The following is a 21,763-nucleotide window of genomic DNA, read 5'->3' as shown; positions in this document are numbered from 1 at the left end:
CATGCGTAGCGTCCGTATCGGAGTGGACACCGGAGGCACCTTCACCGACGTCGTCGCGGTGGATGAGCAGACCGGTGAGATCCTCACCACCAAGACCCCCTCGACCCCCGCGAACCCGGCGAACGGGTTCATCGCGAGCATCGAGAAACTGGGCGAGCTCGACGTCAGCTCGATCGTCCACGGCACCACCGTCGCCACGAACCAACTGCTCGAAGACCGGATCGCGAACCTCGGGTTCATCACGACCGAGGGCTTCGAGTACGTCCTGGAGATCGCCAGGCAGAGCGTGCCCGACGGCTACGGCAACTCCTACTTCTGGGTCAAGCCGCCCAGGATCGTTCCCGTGCACCTGGTGAAGACCGTCGGCGGGCGGCTCGACCACCTGGGCGCGGAGGTGCGGCCGTTCTCGGAGGAGCAGGCCACCGAGGTGGCCCGCTGGTTCAAGTCCAAGGGCGTCACCGCGATCGGGGTCTGCTTCCTGCACTCCTACGCCAATCCCGAGCACGAACGCCGCATGCGCGAGGTGTTGTGGCGCGAGCACCCGGAGGCGGTGATCTCGTTGTCGAGCGACGTGCTGCGCGAATACCGCGAGTACGAGCGCTCGGTCACCACCCTCGTCGACGCCGCCGTCAAGCCCGCCATGCGCGGCTACATCGCGAACCTGTCCAACCGGCTCGGCATGCCGTTCTCCGTCATGAAGTCGAACGGCGGCGTCCTGTCCGCCCGCGAGGTCGTCAACCAGCCGATCACCACCGTCCTGTCGGGCCCGGCGGCCGGGGCGCTCGGGGCCGCGCTCATCGCGTCCACGGCCGGGCACAAGTCGGTGATCACCCTGGACGGCGGCGGCACCTCGACCGACGTGGCCGTGGTGATCGACGGCGAGCCCTCCATCACCACGGAGGGGTCCATCGGGCGGTACCCGTGCAAGATCCCGATGATCGACATCATCACCGTGGGCGCGGGCGGCGGCTCGATCGCGTGGATCTCGCCGGAGGGCACGCTCAAGGTGGGACCCAGGTCCGCCGGGGCCGATCCAGGGCCGCTCTGCTACGGCAGGGGCGGGACGGAGGTGACGGTGACGGACGCGCACGTGTTCCTCGGCCGGATACCGCCGCACCTGCTCGGCGGGGAGATCCCGCTGGACGCCGACGCCACGCGTACCGGCATCCAGGCGCTGGCGGACAAGCTCGGCCTCACGCCCGAGCGCACGGCGACCGGGATCCTGGAGATCAGCGCGTTCAACCAGAGCAACGCGATCAGGCAGCTCACCGTCAAGCGCGGGCTGGACGTGCGGGACTTCCCGCTGGTGACTTTTGGCGGCTCTGGGCCGCTGCTGGCGTGCCGGCTGATCGACATCCTCGGCCTGCCGGCCGTCGTCGTTCCGCGCGATCCCGGGAACGTTTCAGCGTTCGGGTTGCTCACGGTGGACGTCAAGAACGACTACGTCCGTACGTACGTCACCCGCGACCTCTCCCTGGGCAAGGCGGCCGAGATCTTCCACGACCTGGAACATCAGGCGGGCGAGGCGCTGGACCGCGAGGGGTTCGACGACCCCATCTACCTGCGCAGCGCCGACCTGCGCTACTACGGCCAGGCGTACGAGGTCCGCGTCACCGCCCCCGCCGGCGAGATCGACGCCGCCTGGCAGGCCGACGTGATCGAGCGTTTCCACGAGGCCCACCAGAAGTTGTACGGGTACGCCTACCGGGACGACCCACGCCACGGCGTCGAATGGGTGAACCTGCGCGTGTCCGGCATCGGCCCCATCACCCGCCCGGGCATCCGGCGGCTGGAGAAAGCCGGCGAAGGCGCCACGTCGGTCCGGCCGGTGCACTTCGACGAGACCCGCGACACCCCGATCCACCAGCGCGCCGCGCTCGGCCCCGGGGCTGCGATCAAGGGGCCTGCGGTGATCGAGGAGTATGGCTCGACGATCCCCGTCCACCCCGGCTTCACCGCGAAGGTCGACGAATACGGAAATGTGGAGATAAGGCGTGATTGATCCCATCCTCGTCGAGATCGTCGAAGGGACGCTGGCCTCCGTCGAGAAGGAGGTCGAGACCGCCATCGCGCGTACGGCCCGCTCGCCGATGATCCGCGACGCGCACGACTTCCGCGCGGGCATCCACGACGTGCGGCTGCGCAAGCTGACCGGCCGCTCCTACAGCGCGCTCGTCCAGCCGGTCGTGCGCGACTTCCCGGTCGAGACGATGCAGCCAGGGGACGTGTACTTCCACAACGACGTCTACCTGTCGGAAGGCGGCATCGGGCACCTGCCGGACCTGTGCGTCACCGTGCCCGTCTTCCACGAGGGCTCGGTGGTGGCCTTCGTGCAGGCGTTCGGCCACCACGACGACATCGGCGGCGCCGTGCCGGGGTCCATGCCCTCGCACGCCCGATCCGTCTTCGAAGAGGGCCTGATGGTGCCGCCGATCAAGTTGTGGGACCAGGGCGTGCCGAACGAGGCCGCGTTGCGCATCATGACCCGTAACTCCCGCATGCCCGACTCGCTGGCCGGTGACCTGGACGCCGAGTGCTCGGCCTGCCTGATGGGCGCGCGGCGGCTGGGGGAGCTGTTCGAGCGGTACGGCAAGGAGGCCGTCGAGGAGTGCTTCGACGCGATCATCTCCAAGACCACCGAGACCTTCCGCAGGGAACTGCTGGCGAAGCTCCCCGAGGGGACGTACGTGTGGGAGGACTACGCCGAGCACGACGGCGTGGACGAGCCCCGGCTGCACGCTCAGCGCATCACGCTCAGCGTCGACCACGCGGCCGACGCTCCGCTGACGATCGACTTCACCGGTACGTCACCGCAGGCCAAGGGGCCGATCAACCACGCGGGCGACTATGCCGACGGGGTGTTCCTGAAGAAGTGGCTGGCTCCGGTGCTGCGCAACCTGGCCAACACGCCGGAGCGGATGGCGGAGCTGGACGTCAACGAGGGGGTCGTACCCCTCATTAAGATGATTTTTCCGGAAAAAGGCACATTGCTGACCCCGGTCTTCCCCGCCCCCACGAACGCCCGCACATTCGTCATCCTGCGCCTCCTGGGCGTGCTCGCCGGTGTCCTGGCCAAGGCCACGGGCGGTCGCATGCCCGCCGACCAGGAGACCATCCGCTACACCGGCGTCTACGGCACGGACGCGGACGGGGTGCCGTACCTGATGCGCGAGGTCCTGGGCGGCGGCTCGGGCGGGCGCTGGTACGCCGACGGGGAGGACACCATCCACGTGGTGCCGGACTCGCGCAACATCCCGGTGGAGTTCGCCGAGGCCCGCTGGCCGTTCCGGGTGGAGCGGCTGGCGCTGGCCTGCGACTCGGGCGGGCCCGGGATGTACAGGGGCGGACTGGGTTACGACAAGCACATCAGGATGCTCAGGGACGCCTCGTACATGTCCATCGCCGACCGCTCGATCCTGTCCTGCTGGGGTGTGAACGGCGGGCTCGCGGGGCGGCCGTTCCGGGTGGAGATCGCGGGCAAGGAGATGGAGGGGCTGGTGGACGACCACTCGGTGCAGGCCGGGGAGCTGATCAGGATCCGCACCACGGGGGGCGGCGGCTGGGGCTCGCCCTACGACCGGGACCCTCGGGCGGTGGCGGCCGATGTGCGGGACGGCAAGGTGTCGATCGCGGGGGCGCTGGGGGACTACGGGGTGGTCCTGGACGGGGACCGCATCGACGAACAGGGCACCGCCGAACTCCGCGCCCGCCTCCGCCCTCCGACCGACCGCTTCTTCGACCGGGGACCTGGTTACGCGAAGCTTTCCGGCGGGCGCGCGTTCGCGGAGGTGGACGAATTGTAAGGGTGCGGTCAGCCCTTGTCGAAGCTGGCGAAATACGTGGCGGCCATGTCCTCGTCGCCGTGGCCCTGCGATTCGGCGCGGCGGAAACGCTCGCCCGCCGCCGCCACCAGGTCGAGCCGGACGCCCGCCGACTCCCCGGCCTCGGTGATCAGCCTGGTGTCCTTCTCCGCGTTGCCGACCGTGAAGCTGGGCGTGAAGTCGCCTTCCATGATGGCCTTGGACTTGGTCTGGAAGTAGGCGTTGTCCAGCGGTCCGCCCGTGATCACCTGACGGACCAGATCGGGGTCGAGGCCCAGCCCCTTGGCCAGGGCGAGGGACTCGGCCACCACGGCGGTGAGCGAGATGGCGTAGCTCACCGCGGCCAGCTTGAGCTTGGACGCGGTGCCGTCCGCGCCGTCGTCGCCGAGCCAGAGCGTGTGCTGGCCGACCGCGTCGAAGACCGGTTCGAGCGTTTCCCTGGCCGCTTGCGGGCCTGCGGCGAGGATGATCAGCTTGCCCTGTTCGGCCGGTTGGCGGGTGCCCTGGACGGGGGCGTCCACGAAGGTCAGCCCGTGCTCGGCCGCCAGCGCCGCCAGCCGTTCGATCGCCACCACCCCGACCGTGCTCATCTGCGCCCACACCTGCCCCGCCCTGAGCGCGGGAACGGCGGCGGACAACGCCGCGTGCACCGCGTCGCCGTCGCTCAGCATCGTGATGATCACGTCCGCGCCCTCGACCGCCTCGGCCGGGGAACCCGCGACCACCGCGCCGTCCGCCTCCAGCGGCTGGGCCTTCTCCTTCGTCCGGTTCCAGACCCTGACCCGCAGGCCGGACCTGGCCAGGTTGCGGGCCATGGGAGCGCCCATGAGCCCGGTTCCGAGGACTGCGACTGTGCTCATGAGATCACCATACGATCCACCGCCCGGCGGCTCCGCGCGGGGTCGGTAAGCCGACTGGAACAAGGACTTAACGGCGCGGAAACACCGCAGGAGTGCACTGAGGGTGACTCACCGAGAGCGTGAGGCGCACCTAGGGTTCCGCCGGGACGCCGGGCCTGGTCCGAGAGGTGCAGGCGGCCTGCCTCATGAGGCCGCTCCACGGCGGGACAAAAGCCCGGGAGGTCAGCCACAGCCTGGCTGCCTTCCGGCCGGGCGTCGATCATTCGGAGCTCGAATGCACTGGCACCCCCGTAAACTCCACGAGAACTACGGACCCGAGGCCCGCTTCGCCGTCGAACGCGAGGCCGAACTGCCCACCACCGCCTGGGACCGCGAGGTGGCCAGGGGGCTGGAGCTGGGCCTGCAGGGCGCCGACTCCATCGTGGACCGGCGCATCCCGACGTTCTCGCGCGGCGAGCTGCCGCACTTCGCGGGCATCAACACCTTCCTCAAGGCCCCGTACGTCGAGGACGTGCGCACCTGCGGCGACTACGACGTGGCCGTGCTCGGCGCCCCGTTCGACGGCGGGACGACGTACCGACCGGGCACCCGGTTCGGGCCGCAGGGCATCCGCCGGATCTCCGCGCTGTACGGGCCCTACAGCTTCGAGCTGGGCGTGGACCTGCGCGAGTCGATCTCGATCGCCGACCTCGGCGACGTGTTCACGATCCCGGGGAACATCGAGAAGACGTTCGACCAGATCTCCAAGGCCGTCTCGCACGTGTACGCGAGCGGCGCCTTCCCCGTCGTCCTCGGCGGCGACCACTCGATCGGCTACCCGACGGTACGCGGCGTCGCCGAGCACCTGTCCGGAAATCTGGGCATCATCCACTTCGACCGGCATGTCGACACCCAGGAAACCGACCTGGACGAACGCATGCACACCACCCCGTGGTTCCACGCCACGGACATCCCGAACGTACCCCCGCAAAATCTGGTGCAGATCGGCATCGGCGGCTGGCAGGCGCCCAGGCCGGGCGTGAAGGTCGGGCGCGAGCGCGGCACCACGATCATGACGGTCAACGACTGCGTCGAGATGGGCATCGAGGCCGCCGCCGAGCGGGCGCTGGAGGTGGCCTGGCGCGACGCGGAGGCCGTGTGGTTGTCGTTCGACGTGGACTGCCTGGACGCCGCGTTCGTGCCGGGCACCGGATGGCCGGAGCCCGGCGGGTTCCTGCCGCGCGAGGTGCTGAAGTTCATCCAGATCATCGCCGACGCCAAGCCGCTGGCCGGGATCGAGGTGGTCGAGTGCAGCCCGCCGTACGACAACGCCGACATCACCTCCCTGATAGCCACCCGTGTCATCTGCGACACGCTCGGTTGCCTGGTCCGCTCGGGTCACCTGCCGACGAAGAGGAAGGAGGCCGCGTCGTGACACGCCGGCTCCTGCTCGCCGCTCTGTTAGTAGTCGTCTGTACGGCCTGCGGCGGCGCGCCGTCCACGCCCACCGGCGCCCCCAGCAAGGCCGTCACCCTGGGCTTCTCCGCCTGGCCCGGCTGGTTCCCCTGGCAGGTCGCCCAGGAGAAGGGGCTGTTCGCGAAGAACGGGGTCGAGGTCGAGCTGAAATACTTCGACAGCTACACCGACAGCCTCACCGCCCTGGCCACCGGGAACATCGACGCCAACAGCCAGACCCTGAACGACACGCTGGCCTCCATCTCCGGCGGCGCCAAGCAGACGGTCGTGCTGGTCAACGACAACTCCACCGGAAACGACCAGATCATCGCCAGGTCCGGCATCTCGTCCGTGGCCGGGCTGAAGGGCAAGACCGTCGCCGCCGAGCAGGGCACCGTGGACCACTACCTGCTGCTGCTCGCCCTCCGCAAGGCGGGTCTTACGCAGGCCGACATCACGTTCAAGCCGCTGCCGACGGATGCGGCGGCGGCCGCGTTCAAGGCGGGGCAGGTGGACGCGGTGGGGGCGTTCGCGCCCTTCACGACCACTGCTCTGGAACTGCCCGGGTCCGCGGCGGTCGCCACGTCCAAGGACTTCCCCGGGGCGATTCCAGACCATCTGGTGGTGTCCCGCACGCTCGCCTCCTCGCGGCCCGAGGTGGTGCAGGGGCTGGTCAAGACCTGGTTCGACACGCTGGCCTGGATCGGGGCCAACAAGGCGGAAGCTCGTACGATCATGGCGAAGCGGGCCGGGGTGAGCGAGCAGGCCTACGCCGAATACGACGCGGGGACCACGATCTTCTCGCTGGCCGACAACCGGGAGGCGTTCAGCTCGGGCAGCCTGGAACGGCAGGCCAAGGAGATCGCCGCCTTCCTCACAGAATCGGGCCTGGCCGATGCGGCACCGCCCCTGGACGGCCTGCTCGACCCACGCTTCGTCCAGGGGGTCTCATCGTGACAGGCCCCCCGGCCCACACCGCTGCGCGGGCCGCCGAAGCGACGGCCGGGCGGCGGTCGGGCGACCGCGAGAGCTGGCCGCCGCTGCCCAAGCGGTCCGCGCGCGGAGGGCGGGCCGAGGGCGGCTCGGCCGGGGGGCCTTGGCCGGCCGGATCGCCATCGGGGCGGAGCGGGCGCCGGCGGAGGTGGAACGGCCGGGCGTTGCCCGGCCGGGTCCGGTGGGCGTTGCGAGTCGTGGCGGTCGTCGTGCCGCTGGCGCTCTGGGCGGTCGTCAGCTCGCTGGGTGTCGTCGATCCGACGTTCCTGCCCTCGCCCGTCGCCGTCGCGCAGGCGTTCGCGGAGATGGCCGCAAGCGGGCAGCTGCTGTCCGACGCGGCCGCCAGCCTGGGCAGGGTGAGCGCCGGGTTCGGGCTGGCGGTGGCGATATCGGTGCCGCTCGGCCTGGCGATGGGCACGTCCCAGGTGGCCCTGGCGCTGCTGGAGCCGGTGATCGGGCTGCTGAGGTACCTGCCCGCGTCCGCGTTCATCCCGCTGCTGATCATCTGGCTCGGCCTGGGCGAGCCGTCCAAGATCGCGATCCTGGTCATCGGCGTGGTGTTCTTCAACACGCTCATGACCGCCGACGCGGTCCGCGCCGTGCCCGGCGAGCTGCGCAGGGCCGCCGCCACGCTCGGCGCCACCCCCGGCGAGGTGCTGCGCAAGGTCGTCTGGCCGTACGCGCTGCCGGGCATGCTCGACGCGATGCGCGTCAACGCCGCCGCCGCGTGGAACTTCGTGGTCGTCGCCGAGCTCATCGCCGCCGAGTCCGGGCTGGGCTACCGGATCGTCCGCGCCCAGCGGTTCCTGCAGACCGACCGCATCTTCGCGGTGCTCGTCGTGATCGGCGTCATCGGCCTGGCCATCGACGTCGGCCTGCGCCTGGCCAGGGCGCGGGTGGGGAGGTGGGCGGCATGACGCTCGTACTGCGGGACGTCGTCAAGGAGTTCGGCGGCAAGCGGGTGCTCGACGGCGTCGGGCTGGAGGTGGGGCGCGGCGACTTCCTGTGCATCGTGGGCGCGAGCGGCTCGGGAAAGTCCACGCTGCTCGGCATGATCGCCGGGCTGGAGCCGATCACCGGCGGCACGATCGAACTCGACGGCCACCCCGTCAGCGGCCCAGGACCGGAACGGGGGCTGGTGTTCCAGTCAGGGGCGTTGTTCCCGTTCCTCACGGTCGCCGAGAACGTCGGGTTCGGCCTGCGCCTGCTGCCCCTGCCGGCCGCCGAACGCCGCCGCCGCGTCGACTGGTACCTGTCCGAGGTGGGCCTGCTGCCGCTCGCCAACGCCCTGCCCAAGGAGCTGTCCGGCGGCCAGCGGCAGCGGGTGGCGATCGCCCGGGCGCTGGCCTGCGAGCCGTCCGTACTGCTGCTCGACGAGCCCTTCGGCGCCCTGGACGTGCAGACCAAGGAGGACATGCAGGTCTTCCTGCACCAGGTCTGGCAGGACACCGGCGCCACCGTGCTCATGGTCACCCACGACGTGGAGGAGGCCGTGCTGCTCGGGCGGCGGGTGATCGTGCTGACCTCCGACCCGGGCCGGGTTGCGGCCGAGCTGCCGGTGCCACTCGCTGACCACCGGCAGCTCGGCCTCAAGCGGACCCCCGAGTTCCTCGCCCTCCGCAACCAGGTCGAGGACCTCGTCAGGGGGCACGCGCAGAGCCGCGTGTGAGGATGTCGGCATGGGACCATCGCGGATCACCGCCGTACGACACGGAGAGAGCGAGGCGAACCTCGCCCACCAGCAGGCCGGCACGACGCCGCTGATCTACCAGCGGGGCGACCACGAGGTGACGCTGACGGAGCTGGGCAGGACGCAGGCGGCGGCGCTCGGGCGGCTGCTGGCGGCACTGCCCGCCGGCGAGGTGCCCGAGCTGGTGTGGTGCTCGCCCTACCTGCGCGCGCTCGACACGTGGCGGCTCGCGCAGGACGCCTGGGGGATCGGCCCGCTGCCCGTCACCGTGGACGATCGGCTCAGGGATCAGGAGGCCGGGGAGTTCGCGCCTTACAACCTGGCCGCGATCAGGGAGCGGTTCCCCGGGGAGCTGGCGCGCCGGGAGGCCGAGGGCGCCTACGCCTTCAGGCCGCCCGGCGGCGAGTCCCTGGGCGACGTCGCGGCCAGGCTCAGGGACTTCCTGGCGGCCCTGAGCGGACGGGTGGACGGGCGGCGGGTGCTGATCGTCGCCCACGACTCGGTGGTGCTGGCGCTGCGGCACGTCATCGCCGGCAGCGATGACGCGGACCTGGCGGCCGTGCTGGAGTTCGCGCCGGTGCTGAACGGGTCCGTGTCCATGTGGCGGACCGACGGCGGCCCGTTCGAGCTCGTACGGTTCAACGACACGGCCCATCTCGGCCCACGATGACCAGGTCGGCCCGGCCCCTGGTGCGGTCCTCGGCGAACCACGCCCGCTCGGCCGCGAACCACGCCCGCCACCTGGGCGCGAGCTCGGGGCCGTCGCGTTCCAGAACCCGTTGGAGGCGCAGCGGCTCAGGGGCCTCCACCCAGACGGTGAACGCCAGCAGCTCGGCCACCGAGGCGCGCGCCGTGCCGACGCCCTCGATGATGAGGACCTGCTCGGGCGGCACGGTCACGTGGTCGGCGTATTCGCCGCGTACCCAGTCGTACCTGCGGAAACTCCCGGGCAGGCCGCGCTGGAGGGGGCGCAGCACCTGCGATTCGAGCGCGTGGAACCAGCCGCCGGGACCCTCGTCCCACGGCACGGGGAAGTCGTCGCTGTGGATCACCTGGCAGGCCAGAAGCCCCGCCAGCCGCCCCGCGAACGTCGTCTTGCCCGCCCCCGCCGGCCCGTCCACCGCCACCACCCGGACGGGGCCGCACGAAGGCCGGAGGCTCCTGATGCGGGCGGCCAGCGAATTCATGTGGACCCAGGGTAGATGACGGAGGGTGGGCAACTGAGAGAATGTTCTTTCGCCCCGAATGCAAGTAGGAGGTTGGATCTTGCTCGGACCCCTCAAGGACATCGTTGTGCTCGACCTGTCCAGGGCCCTGGCCGGGCCGCACGCCGCGCAGCTGCTCGGCGACCTGGGTGCACGGGTGATCAAGGTGGAACATCCGGACGGGGGTGACGAGTCGCGCGGCTGGGGACCGCCGTTCGTCGGGCCGGATCACGACATTTCCACATATTTCCTGGCGGCCAACCGCAACAAGCAGTCCATCGCCGTCGATCTGAAGTCCACCGAGGGCAAACAGCTCATCGAGCGCTTCGTACGCCAGAGCGACGTCCTCATCGAGAACTTCCGCACCGGCGTGCTCGACCGCCTCGGCTTCCCCGTCGAGCGCCTGCACGAGCTCAACCCGCGTCTCGTCATCCTGTCCATCACCGGCTTCGGCCACGACGGCCCGGAGGGGGGACGCCCCGGCTACGACCAGATCGCGCAGGGCGAGGCGGGCCTGATGTCGCTGACCGGTCCCTCGCCCGACGAGCCCTACCGCGTCGGCGCGTCCATCGCCGACCTGCTGGCCGGCATCCACGGCGCCTACGGTGTTGCGAGCGCACTCTACGAGCGCGAGCGGACCGGCAAGGGCCGGGTCGTACGCACGTCACTGCTCGCCGCCATCACCGGCGTGCACTCCTACCACGGCACCGCCTGGACGGTCGGCGGCAAGGTGCCCGTCGCGAACGGCAACCACCACGCCTCCATCGCCCCCTACGGCGCCTTCCGCTGCGCCGACGGCATGCTGCAGATCGCCGCGGCGAACGAGGGCCAGTGGCGGAAGGTCGCCGTGTTGCTCGACATCGACCCCAGTGAGGCGAAATATGCGACGAACAGGGATCGGTTCGCGCACCGCGACGAGCTGATCGCCGACATGGAGAAGGCCCTGGCCGCCCACGACCGCGCCCACTGGCTGGCCAGGCTGGCTGAGGCCGGCGTGCCCGCGGGCGCGATCAGGACGCTCGACGAGGTCTACACCTGGGACCAGACCCGGTCGCAGGGGCTGGTGATCGAGGTGGAGCACCCGGTGCTCGGGAAGATCGAGCTGCCGGGGCCGCCGCTGCGCTTCGATGGGCTGACCGGGGTGGAGCACACCGCGCCGCCCATGCTCGGCCAGGACGGCGACGCCGTGCTCGCCTGGCTCGAAGAGCGCGAGAGATGATCCGCATTTCGTGGCACCGGGCGCGGCGTTCGTGCGTCAACATTGCAACGTCGGCCGACATCTAGGGAGCGATAGTGAGCCGTCCGGACGCGCGCACACTGATCGAAACGGTCCTCGACAGGGGGTCGTGGAAATCGTGGGACGCGCCGCCCGCCGACCCGGCGCGGCCAGGCTCCTCCTACGCGGACGAGCTGGCCGCGGCCCGCGTCAAGTCCGGCTACGACGAGGCGCTCATCACCGGCGAAGGGCTGCTCGGCGGCCGCAGGGTGGCCATCGTGGCGACCGAGTTCTCGTTCATGGCGGGCTCGATCGGGGTGGCGGCGGCCGAGCGGTTCGTGGCCGCGGTCGAGCGGGCGACCCGTGAGCGGCTGCCGCTGCTGGCCGCGCCCGCCTCGGGCGGCACGCGGATGCAGGAGGGCGCGCTGGCGTTCGTCCAGATGGTGAAGATCACCGCCGCGATCCAGGCGCACCGGGCCGTCGGCCTGCCCTACCTGGTCTACCTGCGGCATCCGACGACGGGCGGGGTGTTCGCGTCGTGGGGGTCGCTGGGGCACGTCACGGCGGCCGAACCGGGGGCGCTGATCGGGTTCCTGGGGCCGCGGGTGTTCGAGTCGTTGCACGGTTACCGGTTCCCGGAGGGCGTGCAGGTGTCGGAGAACCTGCACCGCAAGGGCCTGCTCGACGCCGTGGTGCCGGCCGAGGAGCTGCGGGAGGTCGCCGTCAGGGCGCTGACCGTGCTCGCCGCCGACAGGTCCGGCATCGTCGCGGGCACGCCGCCCGAGGAGGATCTGCGGCCCGTGGAGGCGTGGGAGGCGATCACCCGCTCGCGCCGCGACGACCGGCCGGGCGTACGTACGCTGCTCAAGCTCGCCGCCACCGACGTGACCCCGCTCAGCGGCACCGGGGAGGGCGAGAACGAGCCGGGGCTGCTGCTCGCGCTGGCCACGTTCGGCACCGCGCCCGCGGTCGTGCTCGGCCAGGACCGGCGGCTCCAGCGCGCCAACTCGCCGCTCGGCCCGGCCGGGCTCAGGGTGGCCAGGCGCGGCATGCGGCTGGCCGCCGAGCTCGGCCTGCCCCTGATCACCGTGATCGACACGGCCGGGGCGGATCTGTCGAAGGCGGCCGAGGAGGGCGGGCTGGCCGCCGAGATCGCGCGTTGCCTGGCCGAGCTGGTCATGCTCGACGCGCCGACCGTCTGCCTGCTGCTCGGCGAGGGCGCCGGTGGCGCCGCGCTGGCGCTGCTGCCCGCCGACCGGGTGTTGTGCGCGCAGCACGCCTGGTTGTCGCCGCTGCCGCCGGAGGGCGCCTCCGCCATCCTGTACAGGTCGGTCGACTTCGCTCCCGAGATCGCCCAGGCGCAGCACATCCGGGCCACCGACCTGCGCCACGACGGCATCGTGGACCGGGTGATCCCGGAGCTGCCCGACGCCGCCTACGAGCCCAGGCAGTTCTGCGAGCGGGTGGGGCGGGCGCTGGAATACGAGATCGCGGGGCTGCTGGAGGTGAGCCCGGCGGACCGGTTCGCGGCCCGCCAGGCCCGCTTTCGAAACCTCGGCGTCTAAGGCGGGTGACTCTAGGGGACCGGGATGCGTTCGACGCGGATCGAGAAGACCTCCTCGCGGGGCACCACGACCTCGTAGGCGCCGTGGTCCACCATCCAGTAGCCCAGCGCCTCCGCCTTCATCCCGCTGTGCCCCGTGTACGCGATGTGCAGCCCGTCGTCGTCCTCGTCGAGCACGATGCACGGCTCGCCCCCGAACGCCCCCACCGTGCGGATCAGCACCAGCCACTCCACCTCCGACCTGGGCACCACCCGCCGCCAGTAGCCCGCGGCCGCCTCGAACCCCGCCAGCTCCACCTCGCTGAACAGCACCACCTGGTCGTTGTCGGGCCCGAGCGCGGCGGGAAGGGTACGTTCGCCGAAGCGGGCCACGAAGCCGGAGGCGACCGGCGCGATCTCCTCGCTCATGCGGAGGGCCGCCAGGTCAGCCCGTCGTAGTCGGCGAAGGCCCGCTCCCCGTCGTCGGTGAGGTGCACGATCTTCGCCCCGGCCGGGATCGGCATCGGAACGGTGTGGAACTGCGGCACCACGTGGTCCGACGAGGTCGTGAACCCGTTGCCGGCGAACGGCGGCGCGTCGCTCCAGTCACCCCCCATGTGCGGCCCGTACGGCACCGCGTAGGTGTCGACGTCGCGGGCATGCCAGCGCATGACGTACAGCTCGGGCACCTCCGCGAACAGCTCGGACCCCTCGAACGACAGGTCGAGCCCGTAGTAGAGGGACTCCGGCGTGGTCAGCCTGACGCAGTCCTGCGCGCGGTAGACGTAGCCGGAGATGACCGTGCGCTTGCCCGACAGGTATGGCACGAGCAGCCGCGGCGGGACGACCTTCTGCATCTGCGTTCCGCTCACTGTTCTACTTTACGATCTGTTGACCGCTAGAGGACCCGATGTTCAAGGGACGGCAGGGTGGCCCTGGCCGTGGCGGTCCATTCGTGATCCACTTCCACGACCTGCACGCCCGGCCCGGTGCCGAGGTCGGCGCGCACCACGCCCAGCGGATCGACCAGCATGCTGCGGCCCACGCCGAACCCGTCGGAGGACTCGGCCGGGTTGGGCGCCTGGCCGACGGCCGCGGTCCACATGGTGTTCTCCAGCGCCCGCGCCCTGACCAGGGTGACCCAGTGGTCCTCCTTGAGCGGCCCGGAGCCCCAGGCCGCGATCACCGCGAACAGCTCCGCGCCCCGGTCGACCAGCGCCCGGGTCAGCTCGGGGAAGCGGATGTCGTAGCAGGTGACCAGCCCGACCCTGAGCCCGGCCAGTTCCACGACGGTGGGCTCGGCGCCGGGCGCGACCAGGTCGGATTCCTTCGCGCCGAACGAGTCGAACAGGTGGATCTTCCGGTACGCCGCCTGCACCTCGCCCTGGGCGTCGAGGGCCACGGCCGTGTTGTGCACGCTGCCCTCCCCCGGCTCGAACACCCCGGCGATCACCGACAGCCCGTGCCGCCTGGCGGCCTCGGCCAGGCCGGACACGAACGGCCCGTCCAGCGGCTCGGCCAGGCCCGTGATGCGCCGGCCGTAGCGGGTGAGCGTGGCCTCGGGGAAGATCGCGAGGTCGGCCCCTTCGGCTCTGGCGAGCGCCTCCGTGGCCCTCTTGAGGTTTGTCGAGGGGTCAGGAGACACCGGGATCTGGCAGAGGGCGATTCTGGTCACGGCCCGACTCTAACCGGTTCGGCACCCGTCGAAACCAGGTCAGGCACCGCCAAATCCACTCGAGCGGGCCGTACCTGAACCTGGCCAGCCACCACCTGCTGCCCAGCACCTGCACGACCAGTGTCGCGAGCGCCAGCGCGATCACCGACCAGCGGGTCGGGTCGCGGTCCAGCAGCGGCACGGTCAGGACGATCACCGCGGTGCCGGTGATGTAGTTGGTCAGCGCCATCCTGCCCAGCGGCTCCAGCACCGCCGACAACCACGGCCGCAGGACGAGCAGCAGGCCCAGCGAATATGCCGCCGCGCCCGCCAGCGCGGCCACGCTGTAGACGGTCCAGTCGTTGGTGTCGTCCCAGGCCGCGGTCAGCAGCGCGGTGGCCAGCGCGGCGACCGCGAACGCCGGCCGCAGCAGCCACCGCGGCGGCTGCAGCCGCCACAACCCCATGCCGACCAGGAACAGGCCGGGGATCAGCATCGGCCCCCCGCCCACCTGCGGCAGCAGCGCCCACCCGATCGCCGCCAGCCCCAGGAACAACACCGGCAGGCCGCCGGGCAGGAACGAGGCGGGCAGCAGCACCACCGCCCCGTAGAACGCGTAGTCGGTCAGCACCTCGCCCTCGTAGAACGCGTGCTGGATCAGCCCGAGGCCGAACAACCAGAACAACCTGCTCAGCAATGCCCAGCGGCTGTTGCCGCGCAGGAACAACATGAAGCTGATGCCGAACAGCAGTGAGAAGATCGGGTAGAACCGGCTCTGGAACAGCGCCTCGATCGTCCAGTCGATCCCGGTACGCGAGTCCTTGGTGGTGTGCTGCCAGGTATTGACCAGCATGATGCCGCCCACCGCGAAGCCGCGGAGAGCGTCGAGTTCACGGATGCGCGTCAAAGGAGCCAGGTGCACCACCATATGAGGAATCCGGCGCTGATGACCGTTGCCGTGATTTGCGGCCATCCGCGGTGGCGGAGCAGCGCCGCGGCGGTCAGTACGGCCGAGGCCGCCGCGATCCAGGTGTAGCCGGCGGTCGTGTCCGGGAGGCCGACCGCCAGGGCGGTCTCGTTCGTGCCGGCCAGGGCGTAGACGGACTGGATGATCAGGCCGGCGAACGCCACGCCGGTCAGCCCGCCGAAGGCCGCCGCCACCCTGCCCTTGAGCGCCGCCGTGACGAGCTGGATCAGGGACGCCAGGGCGTACAGGGCGAAGGGGGCGGCCAGCCAGGGGGACTGGGAGATCTGGTACGGCGCCGCGGTCACGTGCAGGTCCGGCGGCTCGGCGATGGCGTCGTCCGGGCAGGGGGAGGTCGATTTCGTGACCGGGTTTGCGATGAAGTCCACGATTTTGCGTCTGGAGCAGGGGTTCGCGAGGAAGACGGCGTGGGCGGTGCGGGCGAACTCCTCGAAGCGGGCGTTCGGCAGTGCTTGCGCCGCGGGCTTGGCGGTCCTGATGGGGGTTGTGGGGTCGTACTGGCCGCCCAGGACGTACACGGGGGCTTGGGTGGTGGAGCTGACGGGTTGGGCCTTGGGGAGTTGCCAGGCGGCACACACCGCTTTATCCCCATTTATGGTGAAAAGTCGGGATTTCGTGGTGGATGACGGGACCTCGTCCTGGCACTGGACCGCGTGATACAGCCCCAGCTCGTGCGTCACCAGGCCCTCGCCCACGGCGTCCACCAGCGGCCGCAGCAGCTCGTCATGCCCCTCCGCCAGCGCGGTGACCATCGCGGGCGCCACCGCGGCCACCTGGGAGTCCTGCAGCGCCTCCGCCATGATCGTGGCCACCGCGTCGCCCGTCAGCCGCGCCGTGAACTGCCTGCCGAGCAGCGGATCGGTCGCGGGCACCCGGGCGGGGGACTTGTTCAGCCGGGCGATCATGTCCTCGAACCGGTCCTTGACGCCGAGGGTCGCCATCGTGCCGGCCAGGTTCGGGTCGAAGTCGTCGTACCAGTTGACGCTCTCGGGCAGGAACGAGTCCAGCACCACCGACCGCACCCCTGTCGGGTCGCTTGCGGCCACGTCCATCATGACCCTGGTGGAGTAGCTGACGCCGAACAGGTTCCACGACGCGTACCCGAGCTCCTGCCGTAACGCGACCACATCGGCCGCGATCTCCTTGGTGTTGTATCCCCGCAGGTCGACGCCCTGCTCCCGCAACCGGTCCCGGCACCGCGCAGCCGCCGCGGCCACGTCGGCGACCGGCTCGCGCAGCTGTCCGAGCAGCGCCTGCGCTGTCTCGGGGCACCCCAGTGCCGGCTGGGAGTACTTGCTGCCGCGCTGCTCGACGGTCACCACGTCACGATCGGGGAACATCTGGCTCAGGAACCCGGTGAGCTGCATCGAAGCCGACCCGGGCCCGCCGCTCATGTAGACGACGGGATCCGGCTTGCGGTCCTTGGCGGTCGAGGCGTGGACGGCGTACCCGACCTTGATCTTCCGCTCGGGGGCGTCCCTGCGCTCGGGGACGACCAGAAAACCGCAGGTCGTACGGGCGGGCATGGCGACCGGGCACGGGCCCGGCCCGGCCGCGGCCGAGGTGGTGAAGGGGGGCACGGTCAGGGCGAGGGCGAGCACGACCCGAGTGATCACGGGACGAGACTAATAGTGTGGAGCCGTGACGGAACCACTTGTTACCAGGATGCGCGACTTCGGGACGACGATTTTCGCGGAGATGAGCGCACTCGCCGTACAGACCGGATCGATCAATCTTGGCCAGGGTTTCCCCGATACCGACGGGCCGGCGGCGATGCTCGACCGCGCGGTCCAGGCGATCGCCGCGGGAGCCAACCAGTACCCGCCGGGACCGGGGGTGCTGGAGCTGCGCCAGGCGGTCTCGGACCATCGGGCGGCGCACTACGGCCTCTCGTACGACCCGGCGGGCGAGATCCTGGTGACGGTGGGGGCCACGGAGGCCGTCGCGGCGGCCATGCTCGCGCTGTGCGAGCCGGGGGACGAGGTGATCGCGTTCGAGCCGTACTACGACTCCTACGCCGCCTCGATCGCCCTGGCCCAGGCCCGGCTGGTGGCCGTGACGATGCGCCCGGTGGAGGGCCGCTTCACCTTCGACCCGGCCGAGCTGCGCGCCGCCATCACCCCCCGCACCCGGATCATCCTGGTCAACTCCCCGCACAACCCCACAGGAACGGTCTTCACCCGGGCCGAGCTGGCCGTCATCGCGGAGCTGTGCCAGGAGCACGGGCTGACGGCTGTGACGGACGAGGTGTACGAGCACCTGACGTTCGACGGGGTCGAGCACATCCCGCTGGCCACGTTCCCCGGCATGCGCGAGCGCACGGTGATGATCTCCTCGGCGGGCAAGACGTTCTCGGTCACGGGCTGGAAGACGGGCTGGGTGTGCGCCCCTCCCGCCCTGGTCGCGGCGGTGCAGACGGTCAAGCAGTTCCTCACGTTCACGGCCGCCGCGCCGTGGCAGCTCGCGGTGGCGTACGGGCTGCGCCAGGAGCTGGAGTGGGTGTCGGCGCTGCGCGCGGGCCTGCAGGACAAACGGGACCGGCTGATGGAGGGGCTGGCGGCGGCCGGCTTCGACGTGCTCAGGCCCTCGGGGACGTACTTCGTGCAGACGGACATCCGCCCGCTGGGCTTCTCGGACGGCCTGGACCTCACCCGCCGCCTCCCGGACCTGGCCGGGGTGGTGGCCATCCCGACCCAGGTCTTCTATGACCACGCGGAACGGGGGAGGCATTTCGTCAGGTTCGCCTTCTGCAAGAAGGACGAGGTCATCGACGAGGCGGTAACCAGACTCAAACGCCTGTCTTCCTAACGGGCGCCCCTCGTCCGCCACCCCCGCGTGGCATGCACGGTGCCCGGCCGGGCGACCTGCGAGCCGCCGGCCCCGTCCAACGCGGTCACCGAGCGCCCGCGGCCCCCGGCCGAAGGCCGTCGAAGACGACGGTGAGGGTGCGCGTGCGAAGGTCGGCGTTCCAGTTGTTGTGCTGCGCCGCCAGACACGTCGCGCTGAGCAGCGCCAGCAGTTCCTCCATCCCCACATCCCCCCGAACCGCCCCCGCCCCCTGCGCCCGCACCAGCAGCCCCTCGATCGGCCCCTTGATGTCGGGAGCCCCCGCCTTGGCGTCGATCCCGGCGGCGGCCAGCGCGTCGACGAGGACCTTCTTCACGGTCGAGTCCTCCACGATCGTGGTGAAGTAGTCGAAGAACGCGACCCCGGGATCGGCGGCCGCGGCCAGTTCGCCGGCCCGTTCGGCCAGCCGTTGCATCCGGTCCACGACGATCGCCTGGTAAAGGGCCTCCTTGGTGGGGAACTGGCGGTAGATCGTACCCACGCCGACCCCGGCCAGCTCGGCGATCTCGCGCATCGACGCGGACAGGCCGTCCCTGGCCAGCACCACCTCGGCGGCCTCCAGCACGCGGGCACGGTTGCGTTGCGCATCGGCACGCATCGAGGTAGCCCCTTCCCATTGACAACCGGAACGAGTGTTCCGTATCGTCCAAGCGGAACACACATTCCGATTCTAGGGGATGCTCCATGGACTACCTGAACCTGGGCCGTTCCGGCCTGCGCGTCTCCCGGGCCTGCCTGGGCACCATGAACTTCGGCACCGAGTACGGCCTGGCCGCCAGCGACGAGGCCGAGGCGGGCCGGATCATCGACGCGTTCCTCGACGCCGGCGGCAACTTCATCGACACCGCCGACCTGTATCACCGGGGCGAGACCGAGGAGATCGTCGGCCGGGCGCTGAAGGGCAGGCGCGAGTGGGTCGTACTGGCCACCAAGGGCGCCATGCCGGTGGGCACCGAGGGGCGCGGCCTGTCGCGGCGGCACCTCACCCGGGCCCTCGACGCCAGCCTGCGCCGGCTCGGCACCGACTACATCGACCTCTACCAGTGCCACCAGTGGGACCCCGCGACGCCGATCGAGGAGGTCATGGCCACGCTCGACGGGTTCGTACGCGCGGGCAAGGTCCGCTACCTCGGCTGCTCCAACTTCACCGCGACGCAGCTCGTCGAGTCGCAGTGGGCGGCGGCGCGCGTGGGCGGCACCCCGTTCGTGAGCCTGCAGCCGCAGTATTCGCTGGTCCAGCGAGTGATCGAGGCGGAGATCCGGCCGACCTGCGAACGGCACGGGATCGGCACGGTCGTGTACGGGACGCTCGGCGGGGGCGTACTGACCGGCCGCTACAAGCACGGCGAGACTCCCGACCCGGACAGCCGGATGGGCAGGCTGCTCGGCCACTCCCTCCCCGGCGCGAACCGGTGGGCCCGATCCCTGCTGAACGACCGCAACCTGGACATCGCCGAGGAACTCGTCAAGGTCGCCGCGGAGCTGGACGCCACGCCGGCCGAGGTGGCGCTGGCGTGGGTGGCGCGACGGCCTGGGGTGACCTCGATCCTGATCGGCCCGCGTTCGGTGGAGCAACTGCGCGAGAACCTGGCGGCGTTCGAGCTCGACCTGCCCGAGGAGGCGATGGCCCGGCTGGACGAGATCTCCCACCTGGACCTCGCCCCGGCGGACGGCTCCTTCTTCCACCTCGTCCCCCGCTGACCGGCCCGGGGCATCGCTTCTCGCGCCCGTGCCGACGCAGCGTAATGAATGGTAAACACAACGTCGTGGTATCGCGGTGATACCGGGCTTTGCCTACGATGAGGGGTATGGCTATGACCCTTCGCTTGAGTGACGAGCAGACCGAGGCCCTCCGCAAGCGCGCCGAGCTCGAAGGACGCAGCATGCAGCAGGTCGCTCTCCATGCGATCGACTACTACATCGAGCACGTCTCCGACGACGAGGTCACCGACGTGCTCGCGGAGAAGGGCGCCCAGCGCTTCGCCGACCTGTTGCGGAGGCTCGGCGAGTGACCCGTTATGTCACCCTTGAGCAGGGGCTACGCATCGCCCGCGCGGCCGTGGGCGGTCCCATCCAAGTGCGCGATCTCGGGCTGCTCGAGGCCGCGCTCCTGCGGCCGCAGACGTCCTTGTTCGGTCAGGACGCCTATCCTGATCTCCTCGTGAAGGCAGCGGCCCTGCTTCACTCGGTCGTCACCAATCACCCTCTTGTCGATGGCAACAAACGGGCGGGCTGGCTGACGACCTATGTCTTTCTGGCGAAGAACGGGATCGAGCTCGATCCGGTCGATGATGATGCCGCCTATGACCTCGTCGTCGCCGTCGCCGCCGGCAAGATCACCGAGGTGAACGAGATCGCCGACGTCCTGCGCACGTTCACATCAAACGCTTGACCTGTGCTCAGGCATGTCTGCTCTCGTCGCTGGGCTCCTCCAGCGGCGTCAGCGCGGCGGTCGCGTCCGAGTTTTCCATCCCGGTGGCCTGGAGGAGATCGACGACCACGGAACGCAACTGCGCGATGATGACGTGCGCTGAGAACCCCAGCCCCTGAGGTCGTTCCCGGGCCGCCACCGCGAGCAGCGCCTGCCGCGCCAGCGTCGGCTCCCGTCCGGCTCCCAGCTCCAGTTGCAGCAGCAGCGCCGCCTCCGAGACCTCTCGCATCGCCTCGGCCAGCGCGGCGGGCGGAGGGGTGGCCTCTCCCAGTGCGGCCAGCGTGCGCCTGCTCAGCACCCGTGCGTTCCGCAGCGCCAGGTCCACCGGCACGGCGGCCGTCTCGTAGCGGGCCAGGCGGGCCCGCCGGTGCCAGTGCAGCGGTGAGATCATGGTGATCTCCCTGCTGGTCTCCAGCGCGGCCTCGAACTCCTCCACGGCCGCCTGAGTCGTACGGGCCTCCTCCAGGGCCTCGGCGGCCAGGTCCACGTCCCGTTTCTCGATGGCCGCGGCCGCCTGCTCCAGCACGGTGGACAGCGCGTCGAGCACCCCGGACAGGTGCTTGGCCGCGATCGCGAACGGGCTGGCGGGCAGTAACGCGACCGCTGCGATCCCGATGACGCCTCCGGTTAGCGCGTCGGCCATCCGGTCCAGGCCCCCGGCGCCTTCGCCCGGCACCAGGGTGGCCACCAGCACGGCCGACGACCCGGCCTGCGCGACGAACAGCGCCCCGCTGTTCAGCAGCACCGCCACGGTCATCGCCAGCGCCACCACGAGCGCGAGTTGCCAGCCGCCCGAGCCGATCCAGGACACCAGCAGGTCGCCGATGCCCAGCCCGAGGCTGACGCCGATCACCAGCTCGCCCACCCTGCGCAGCCGTTGTCCCAGGCCGACGCCCACGCAGATGAGCACGGAGATCGGCGCGAAGAACGGCCGGGGATGGCCGAGCACGTCGATGGCGATGATCCAGGCCAGTGCGGCGCCGACCGCGCACTGCGCGATGGAGGGCGCCATCAGGCCGAACGTGCCCAGCCGTTCCCTTACGTGATCGCTGAGCCTGGTTCGCACCTTTCCACCATGTCGGAT

At 70.7% G+C, this 21,763-nt stretch carries 22 protein-coding genes and 1 riboswitch; of the genes, 13 read left to right on the top strand and 9 right to left on the bottom strand.

Annotated elements, in window-relative coordinates; genetic code table 11:
- Position 1: 1 nt before the first annotated feature.
- Both ACFLIM_RS26940 and ACFLIM_RS26935 read left to right on the top strand, forming a co-directional pair.
- On the top strand, positions 2–2,002 hold the full coding sequence (locus ACFLIM_RS26940; protein ID WP_393170038.1) for a hydantoinase/oxoprolinase family protein: 2,001 nt from the start codon (positions 2–4) through the stop codon (positions 2,000–2,002).
- Positions 1,995–3,803 (top strand): hydantoinase B/oxoprolinase family protein, encoded by a 1,809-nt coding sequence (locus tag ACFLIM_RS26935; protein ID WP_393170036.1) that lies wholly within the window; start codon positions 1,995–1,997, stop codon positions 3,801–3,803. Before ACFLIM_RS26940 ends, ACFLIM_RS26935 begins: the two co-directional genes overlap by 8 nt.
- A gap of 8 nt (positions 3,804–3,811) precedes the next feature.
- Here ACFLIM_RS26935 and ACFLIM_RS26930 read toward each other — a convergent pair whose 3' ends face one another.
- Positions 3,812–4,681 (bottom strand): NAD(P)-dependent oxidoreductase, encoded by an 870-nt coding sequence (locus ACFLIM_RS26930; protein WP_393170034.1) that lies wholly within the window; start codon positions 4,679–4,681, stop codon positions 3,812–3,814.
- A 119-nt stretch (positions 4,682–4,800) separates the two neighbouring features.
- Positions 4,801–4,904, top strand: a riboswitch (guanidine-I (ykkC/yxkD leader).
- Between the two features lie 51 nt (positions 4,905–4,955).
- On the opposite strand from ACFLIM_RS26930, the gene ACFLIM_RS26925 reads away from it, so the two are divergent.
- The 5 genes from ACFLIM_RS26925 to ACFLIM_RS26905 are packed head-to-tail and all read left to right on the top strand — an operon-like array spanning position 4,956 to position 9,468.
- Positions 4,956–6,095, top strand: coding sequence for an agmatinase family protein (locus tag ACFLIM_RS26925; protein ID WP_393170032.1), 1,140 nt, complete (start codon positions 4,956–4,958; stop codon positions 6,093–6,095).
- Complete coding sequence (locus tag ACFLIM_RS26920; protein ID WP_393170030.1) at positions 6,092–7,072, top strand: ABC transporter substrate-binding protein; 981 nt, start codon at positions 6,092–6,094, stop codon at positions 7,070–7,072. The genes ACFLIM_RS26925 and ACFLIM_RS26920 overlap by 4 nt, the downstream gene beginning before the upstream one ends.
- Positions 7,069–8,025, top strand: a complete 957-nt coding sequence (locus tag ACFLIM_RS26915; protein WP_393170028.1) for an ABC transporter permease — start codon at positions 7,069–7,071, stop codon at positions 8,023–8,025. The genes ACFLIM_RS26920 and ACFLIM_RS26915 overlap by 4 nt, the downstream gene beginning before the upstream one ends.
- Positions 8,022–8,777, top strand: coding sequence for an ABC transporter ATP-binding protein (locus ACFLIM_RS26910; RefSeq protein WP_393170026.1), 756 nt, complete (start codon positions 8,022–8,024; stop codon positions 8,775–8,777). Before ACFLIM_RS26915 ends, ACFLIM_RS26910 begins: the two co-directional genes overlap by 4 nt.
- 10 nt (positions 8,778–8,787) lie before the next feature.
- Positions 8,788–9,468 (top strand): histidine phosphatase family protein, encoded by a 681-nt coding sequence (locus ACFLIM_RS26905; protein ID WP_393170024.1) that lies wholly within the window; start codon positions 8,788–8,790, stop codon positions 9,466–9,468.
- Here the strand turns inward: ACFLIM_RS26905 and ACFLIM_RS26900 are convergent.
- The gene (locus ACFLIM_RS26900; protein WP_393170023.1) at positions 9,437–9,985 is read right to left on the bottom strand and encodes a uridine kinase family protein; all 549 of its coding nucleotides are present in this window, start codon (positions 9,983–9,985) and stop codon (positions 9,437–9,439) included. The genes ACFLIM_RS26905 and ACFLIM_RS26900 overlap by 32 nt on opposite strands.
- 58 nt (positions 9,986–10,043) lie before the next feature.
- Between ACFLIM_RS26900 and ACFLIM_RS26895 the strand changes: the two genes are divergently transcribed.
- The gene (locus ACFLIM_RS26895) at positions 10,044–11,222 is read left to right on the top strand and encodes a CaiB/BaiF CoA transferase family protein (protein ID WP_393170021.1); all 1,179 of its coding nucleotides are present in this window, start codon (positions 10,044–10,046) and stop codon (positions 11,220–11,222) included.
- Between the two features lie 74 nt (positions 11,223–11,296).
- Positions 11,297–12,784 (top strand): carboxyl transferase domain-containing protein, encoded by a 1,488-nt coding sequence (locus tag ACFLIM_RS26890; RefSeq protein ID WP_393170019.1) that lies wholly within the window; start codon positions 11,297–11,299, stop codon positions 12,782–12,784.
- An 11-nt stretch (positions 12,785–12,795) separates the two neighbouring features.
- On the opposite strand, the gene ACFLIM_RS26885 is transcribed toward ACFLIM_RS26890, so the two are convergent.
- From ACFLIM_RS26885 to ACFLIM_RS26865, 5 genes are read right to left on the bottom strand one after another with little or no spacing between them, the layout of a single operon-like run.
- A complete protein-coding gene (locus tag ACFLIM_RS26885; protein ID WP_393170018.1) occupies positions 12,796–13,191 on the bottom strand; it encodes a hypothetical protein in 396 nt (131 codons plus the stop codon).
- The gene (locus tag ACFLIM_RS26880; protein WP_393170016.1) at positions 13,188–13,634 is read right to left on the bottom strand and encodes a hypothetical protein; all 447 of its coding nucleotides are present in this window, start codon (positions 13,632–13,634) and stop codon (positions 13,188–13,190) included. The genes ACFLIM_RS26885 and ACFLIM_RS26880 overlap by 4 nt, the downstream gene beginning before the upstream one ends.
- Positions 13,635–13,660: 26 nt before the next feature.
- Positions 13,661–14,437 (bottom strand): carbon-nitrogen hydrolase family protein, encoded by a 777-nt coding sequence (locus tag ACFLIM_RS26875; RefSeq protein WP_393170014.1) that lies wholly within the window; start codon positions 14,435–14,437, stop codon positions 13,661–13,663.
- A complete protein-coding gene (locus ACFLIM_RS26870) occupies positions 14,397–15,323 on the bottom strand; it encodes a DUF418 domain-containing protein (RefSeq protein WP_393170012.1) in 927 nt (308 codons plus the stop codon). Before ACFLIM_RS26870 ends, ACFLIM_RS26875 begins: the two co-directional genes overlap by 41 nt.
- The gene (locus tag ACFLIM_RS26865; RefSeq protein ID WP_393170010.1) at positions 15,320–17,017 is read right to left on the bottom strand and encodes an alpha/beta hydrolase; all 1,698 of its coding nucleotides are present in this window, start codon (positions 17,015–17,017) and stop codon (positions 15,320–15,322) included. The genes ACFLIM_RS26870 and ACFLIM_RS26865 overlap by 4 nt, the downstream gene beginning before the upstream one ends.
- 25 nt (positions 17,018–17,042) lie before the next feature.
- Between ACFLIM_RS26865 and ACFLIM_RS26860 the strand changes: the two genes are divergently transcribed.
- Complete coding sequence (locus ACFLIM_RS26860) at positions 17,043–18,209, top strand: pyridoxal phosphate-dependent aminotransferase (RefSeq protein WP_393170008.1); 1,167 nt, start codon at positions 17,043–17,045, stop codon at positions 18,207–18,209.
- 85 nt (positions 18,210–18,294) lie between these two features.
- Here ACFLIM_RS26860 and ACFLIM_RS26855 read toward each other — a convergent pair whose 3' ends face one another.
- Entirely contained in the window at positions 18,295–18,846 is a 552-nt protein-coding gene (locus tag ACFLIM_RS26855; RefSeq protein WP_393170006.1) for a TetR/AcrR family transcriptional regulator, read from the bottom strand.
- An 86-nt stretch (positions 18,847–18,932) separates the two neighbouring features.
- Between ACFLIM_RS26855 and ACFLIM_RS26850 the strand changes: the two genes are divergently transcribed.
- The 3 genes from ACFLIM_RS26850 (at position 18,933) to ACFLIM_RS26840 (ending at position 20,640) form a co-directional block, all read left to right on the top strand.
- Positions 18,933–19,949, top strand: coding sequence for an aldo/keto reductase (locus tag ACFLIM_RS26850; RefSeq protein WP_393170004.1), 1,017 nt, complete (start codon positions 18,933–18,935; stop codon positions 19,947–19,949).
- A gap of 107 nt (positions 19,950–20,056) precedes the next feature.
- Positions 20,057–20,260, top strand: a complete 204-nt coding sequence (locus tag ACFLIM_RS26845) for a CopG family transcriptional regulator (RefSeq protein ID WP_393170002.1) — start codon at positions 20,057–20,059, stop codon at positions 20,258–20,260.
- Complete coding sequence (locus ACFLIM_RS26840; RefSeq protein ID WP_393170000.1) at positions 20,257–20,640, top strand: type II toxin-antitoxin system death-on-curing family toxin; 384 nt, start codon at positions 20,257–20,259, stop codon at positions 20,638–20,640. Before ACFLIM_RS26845 ends, ACFLIM_RS26840 begins: the two co-directional genes overlap by 4 nt.
- Before the next feature lie 7 nt (positions 20,641–20,647).
- Here the strand turns inward: ACFLIM_RS26840 and ACFLIM_RS26835 are convergent, their stop codons facing one another.
- The gene (locus ACFLIM_RS26835) at positions 20,648–21,745 is read right to left on the bottom strand and encodes an FUSC family protein (RefSeq protein ID WP_393169998.1); all 1,098 of its coding nucleotides are present in this window, start codon (positions 21,743–21,745) and stop codon (positions 20,648–20,650) included.
- Positions 21,746–21,763 lie beyond the last annotated feature (18 nt).

Origin of the sequence: Nonomuraea marmarensis, from assembly GCF_043197025.1 — a bacterium.
GTDB classification, from domain to species: domain Bacteria; phylum Actinomycetota; class Actinomycetes; order Streptosporangiales; family Streptosporangiaceae; genus Nonomuraea; species Nonomuraea marmarensis.
This window is presented reverse-complemented; position numbering and strand designations above follow the sequence as displayed.

Excerpts from the sequence above, each read along its gene's own strand:
- ACFLIM_RS26905 (WP_393170024.1), top strand. The coding sequence starts at position 8,788 with ATGGGACCATCGCGGATCACCGCCGTACGACACGGAGAGAGCGAGGCG.
- ACFLIM_RS26940 (WP_393170038.1), top strand. The coding sequence starts at position 2 with ATGCGTAGCGTCCGTATCGGAGTGGACACCGGAGGCACCTTCACCGAC.
- ACFLIM_RS26910 (WP_393170026.1), top strand. The coding sequence starts at position 8,022 with ATGACGCTCGTACTGCGGGACGTCGTCAAGGAGTTCGGCGGCAAGCGG.
- ACFLIM_RS26925 (WP_393170032.1), top strand. The coding sequence starts at position 4,956 with ATGCACTGGCACCCCCGTAAACTCCACGAGAACTACGGACCCGAGGCC.
- ACFLIM_RS26930 (WP_393170034.1), bottom strand. The coding sequence starts at position 4,681 with ATGAGCACAGTCGCAGTCCTCGGAACCGGGCTCATGGGCGCTCCCATG.
- ACFLIM_RS26895 (WP_393170021.1), top strand. The coding sequence starts at position 10,044 with ATGCAAGTAGGAGGTTGGATCTTGCTCGGACCCCTCAAGGACATCGTT.
- ACFLIM_RS26845 (WP_393170002.1), top strand. The coding sequence starts at position 20,057 with ATGGCTATGACCCTTCGCTTGAGTGACGAGCAGACCGAGGCCCTCCGC.
- ACFLIM_RS26850 (WP_393170004.1), top strand. The coding sequence starts at position 18,933 with ATGGACTACCTGAACCTGGGCCGTTCCGGCCTGCGCGTCTCCCGGGCC.
- ACFLIM_RS26900 (WP_393170023.1), bottom strand. The coding sequence starts at position 9,985 with ATGAATTCGCTGGCCGCCCGCATCAGGAGCCTCCGGCCTTCGTGCGGC.
- ACFLIM_RS26855 (WP_393170006.1), bottom strand. The coding sequence starts at position 18,846 with ATGCGTGCCGATGCGCAACGCAACCGTGCCCGCGTGCTGGAGGCCGCC.
- ACFLIM_RS26885 (WP_393170018.1), bottom strand. The coding sequence starts at position 13,191 with ATGAGCGAGGAGATCGCGCCGGTCGCCTCCGGCTTCGTGGCCCGCTTC.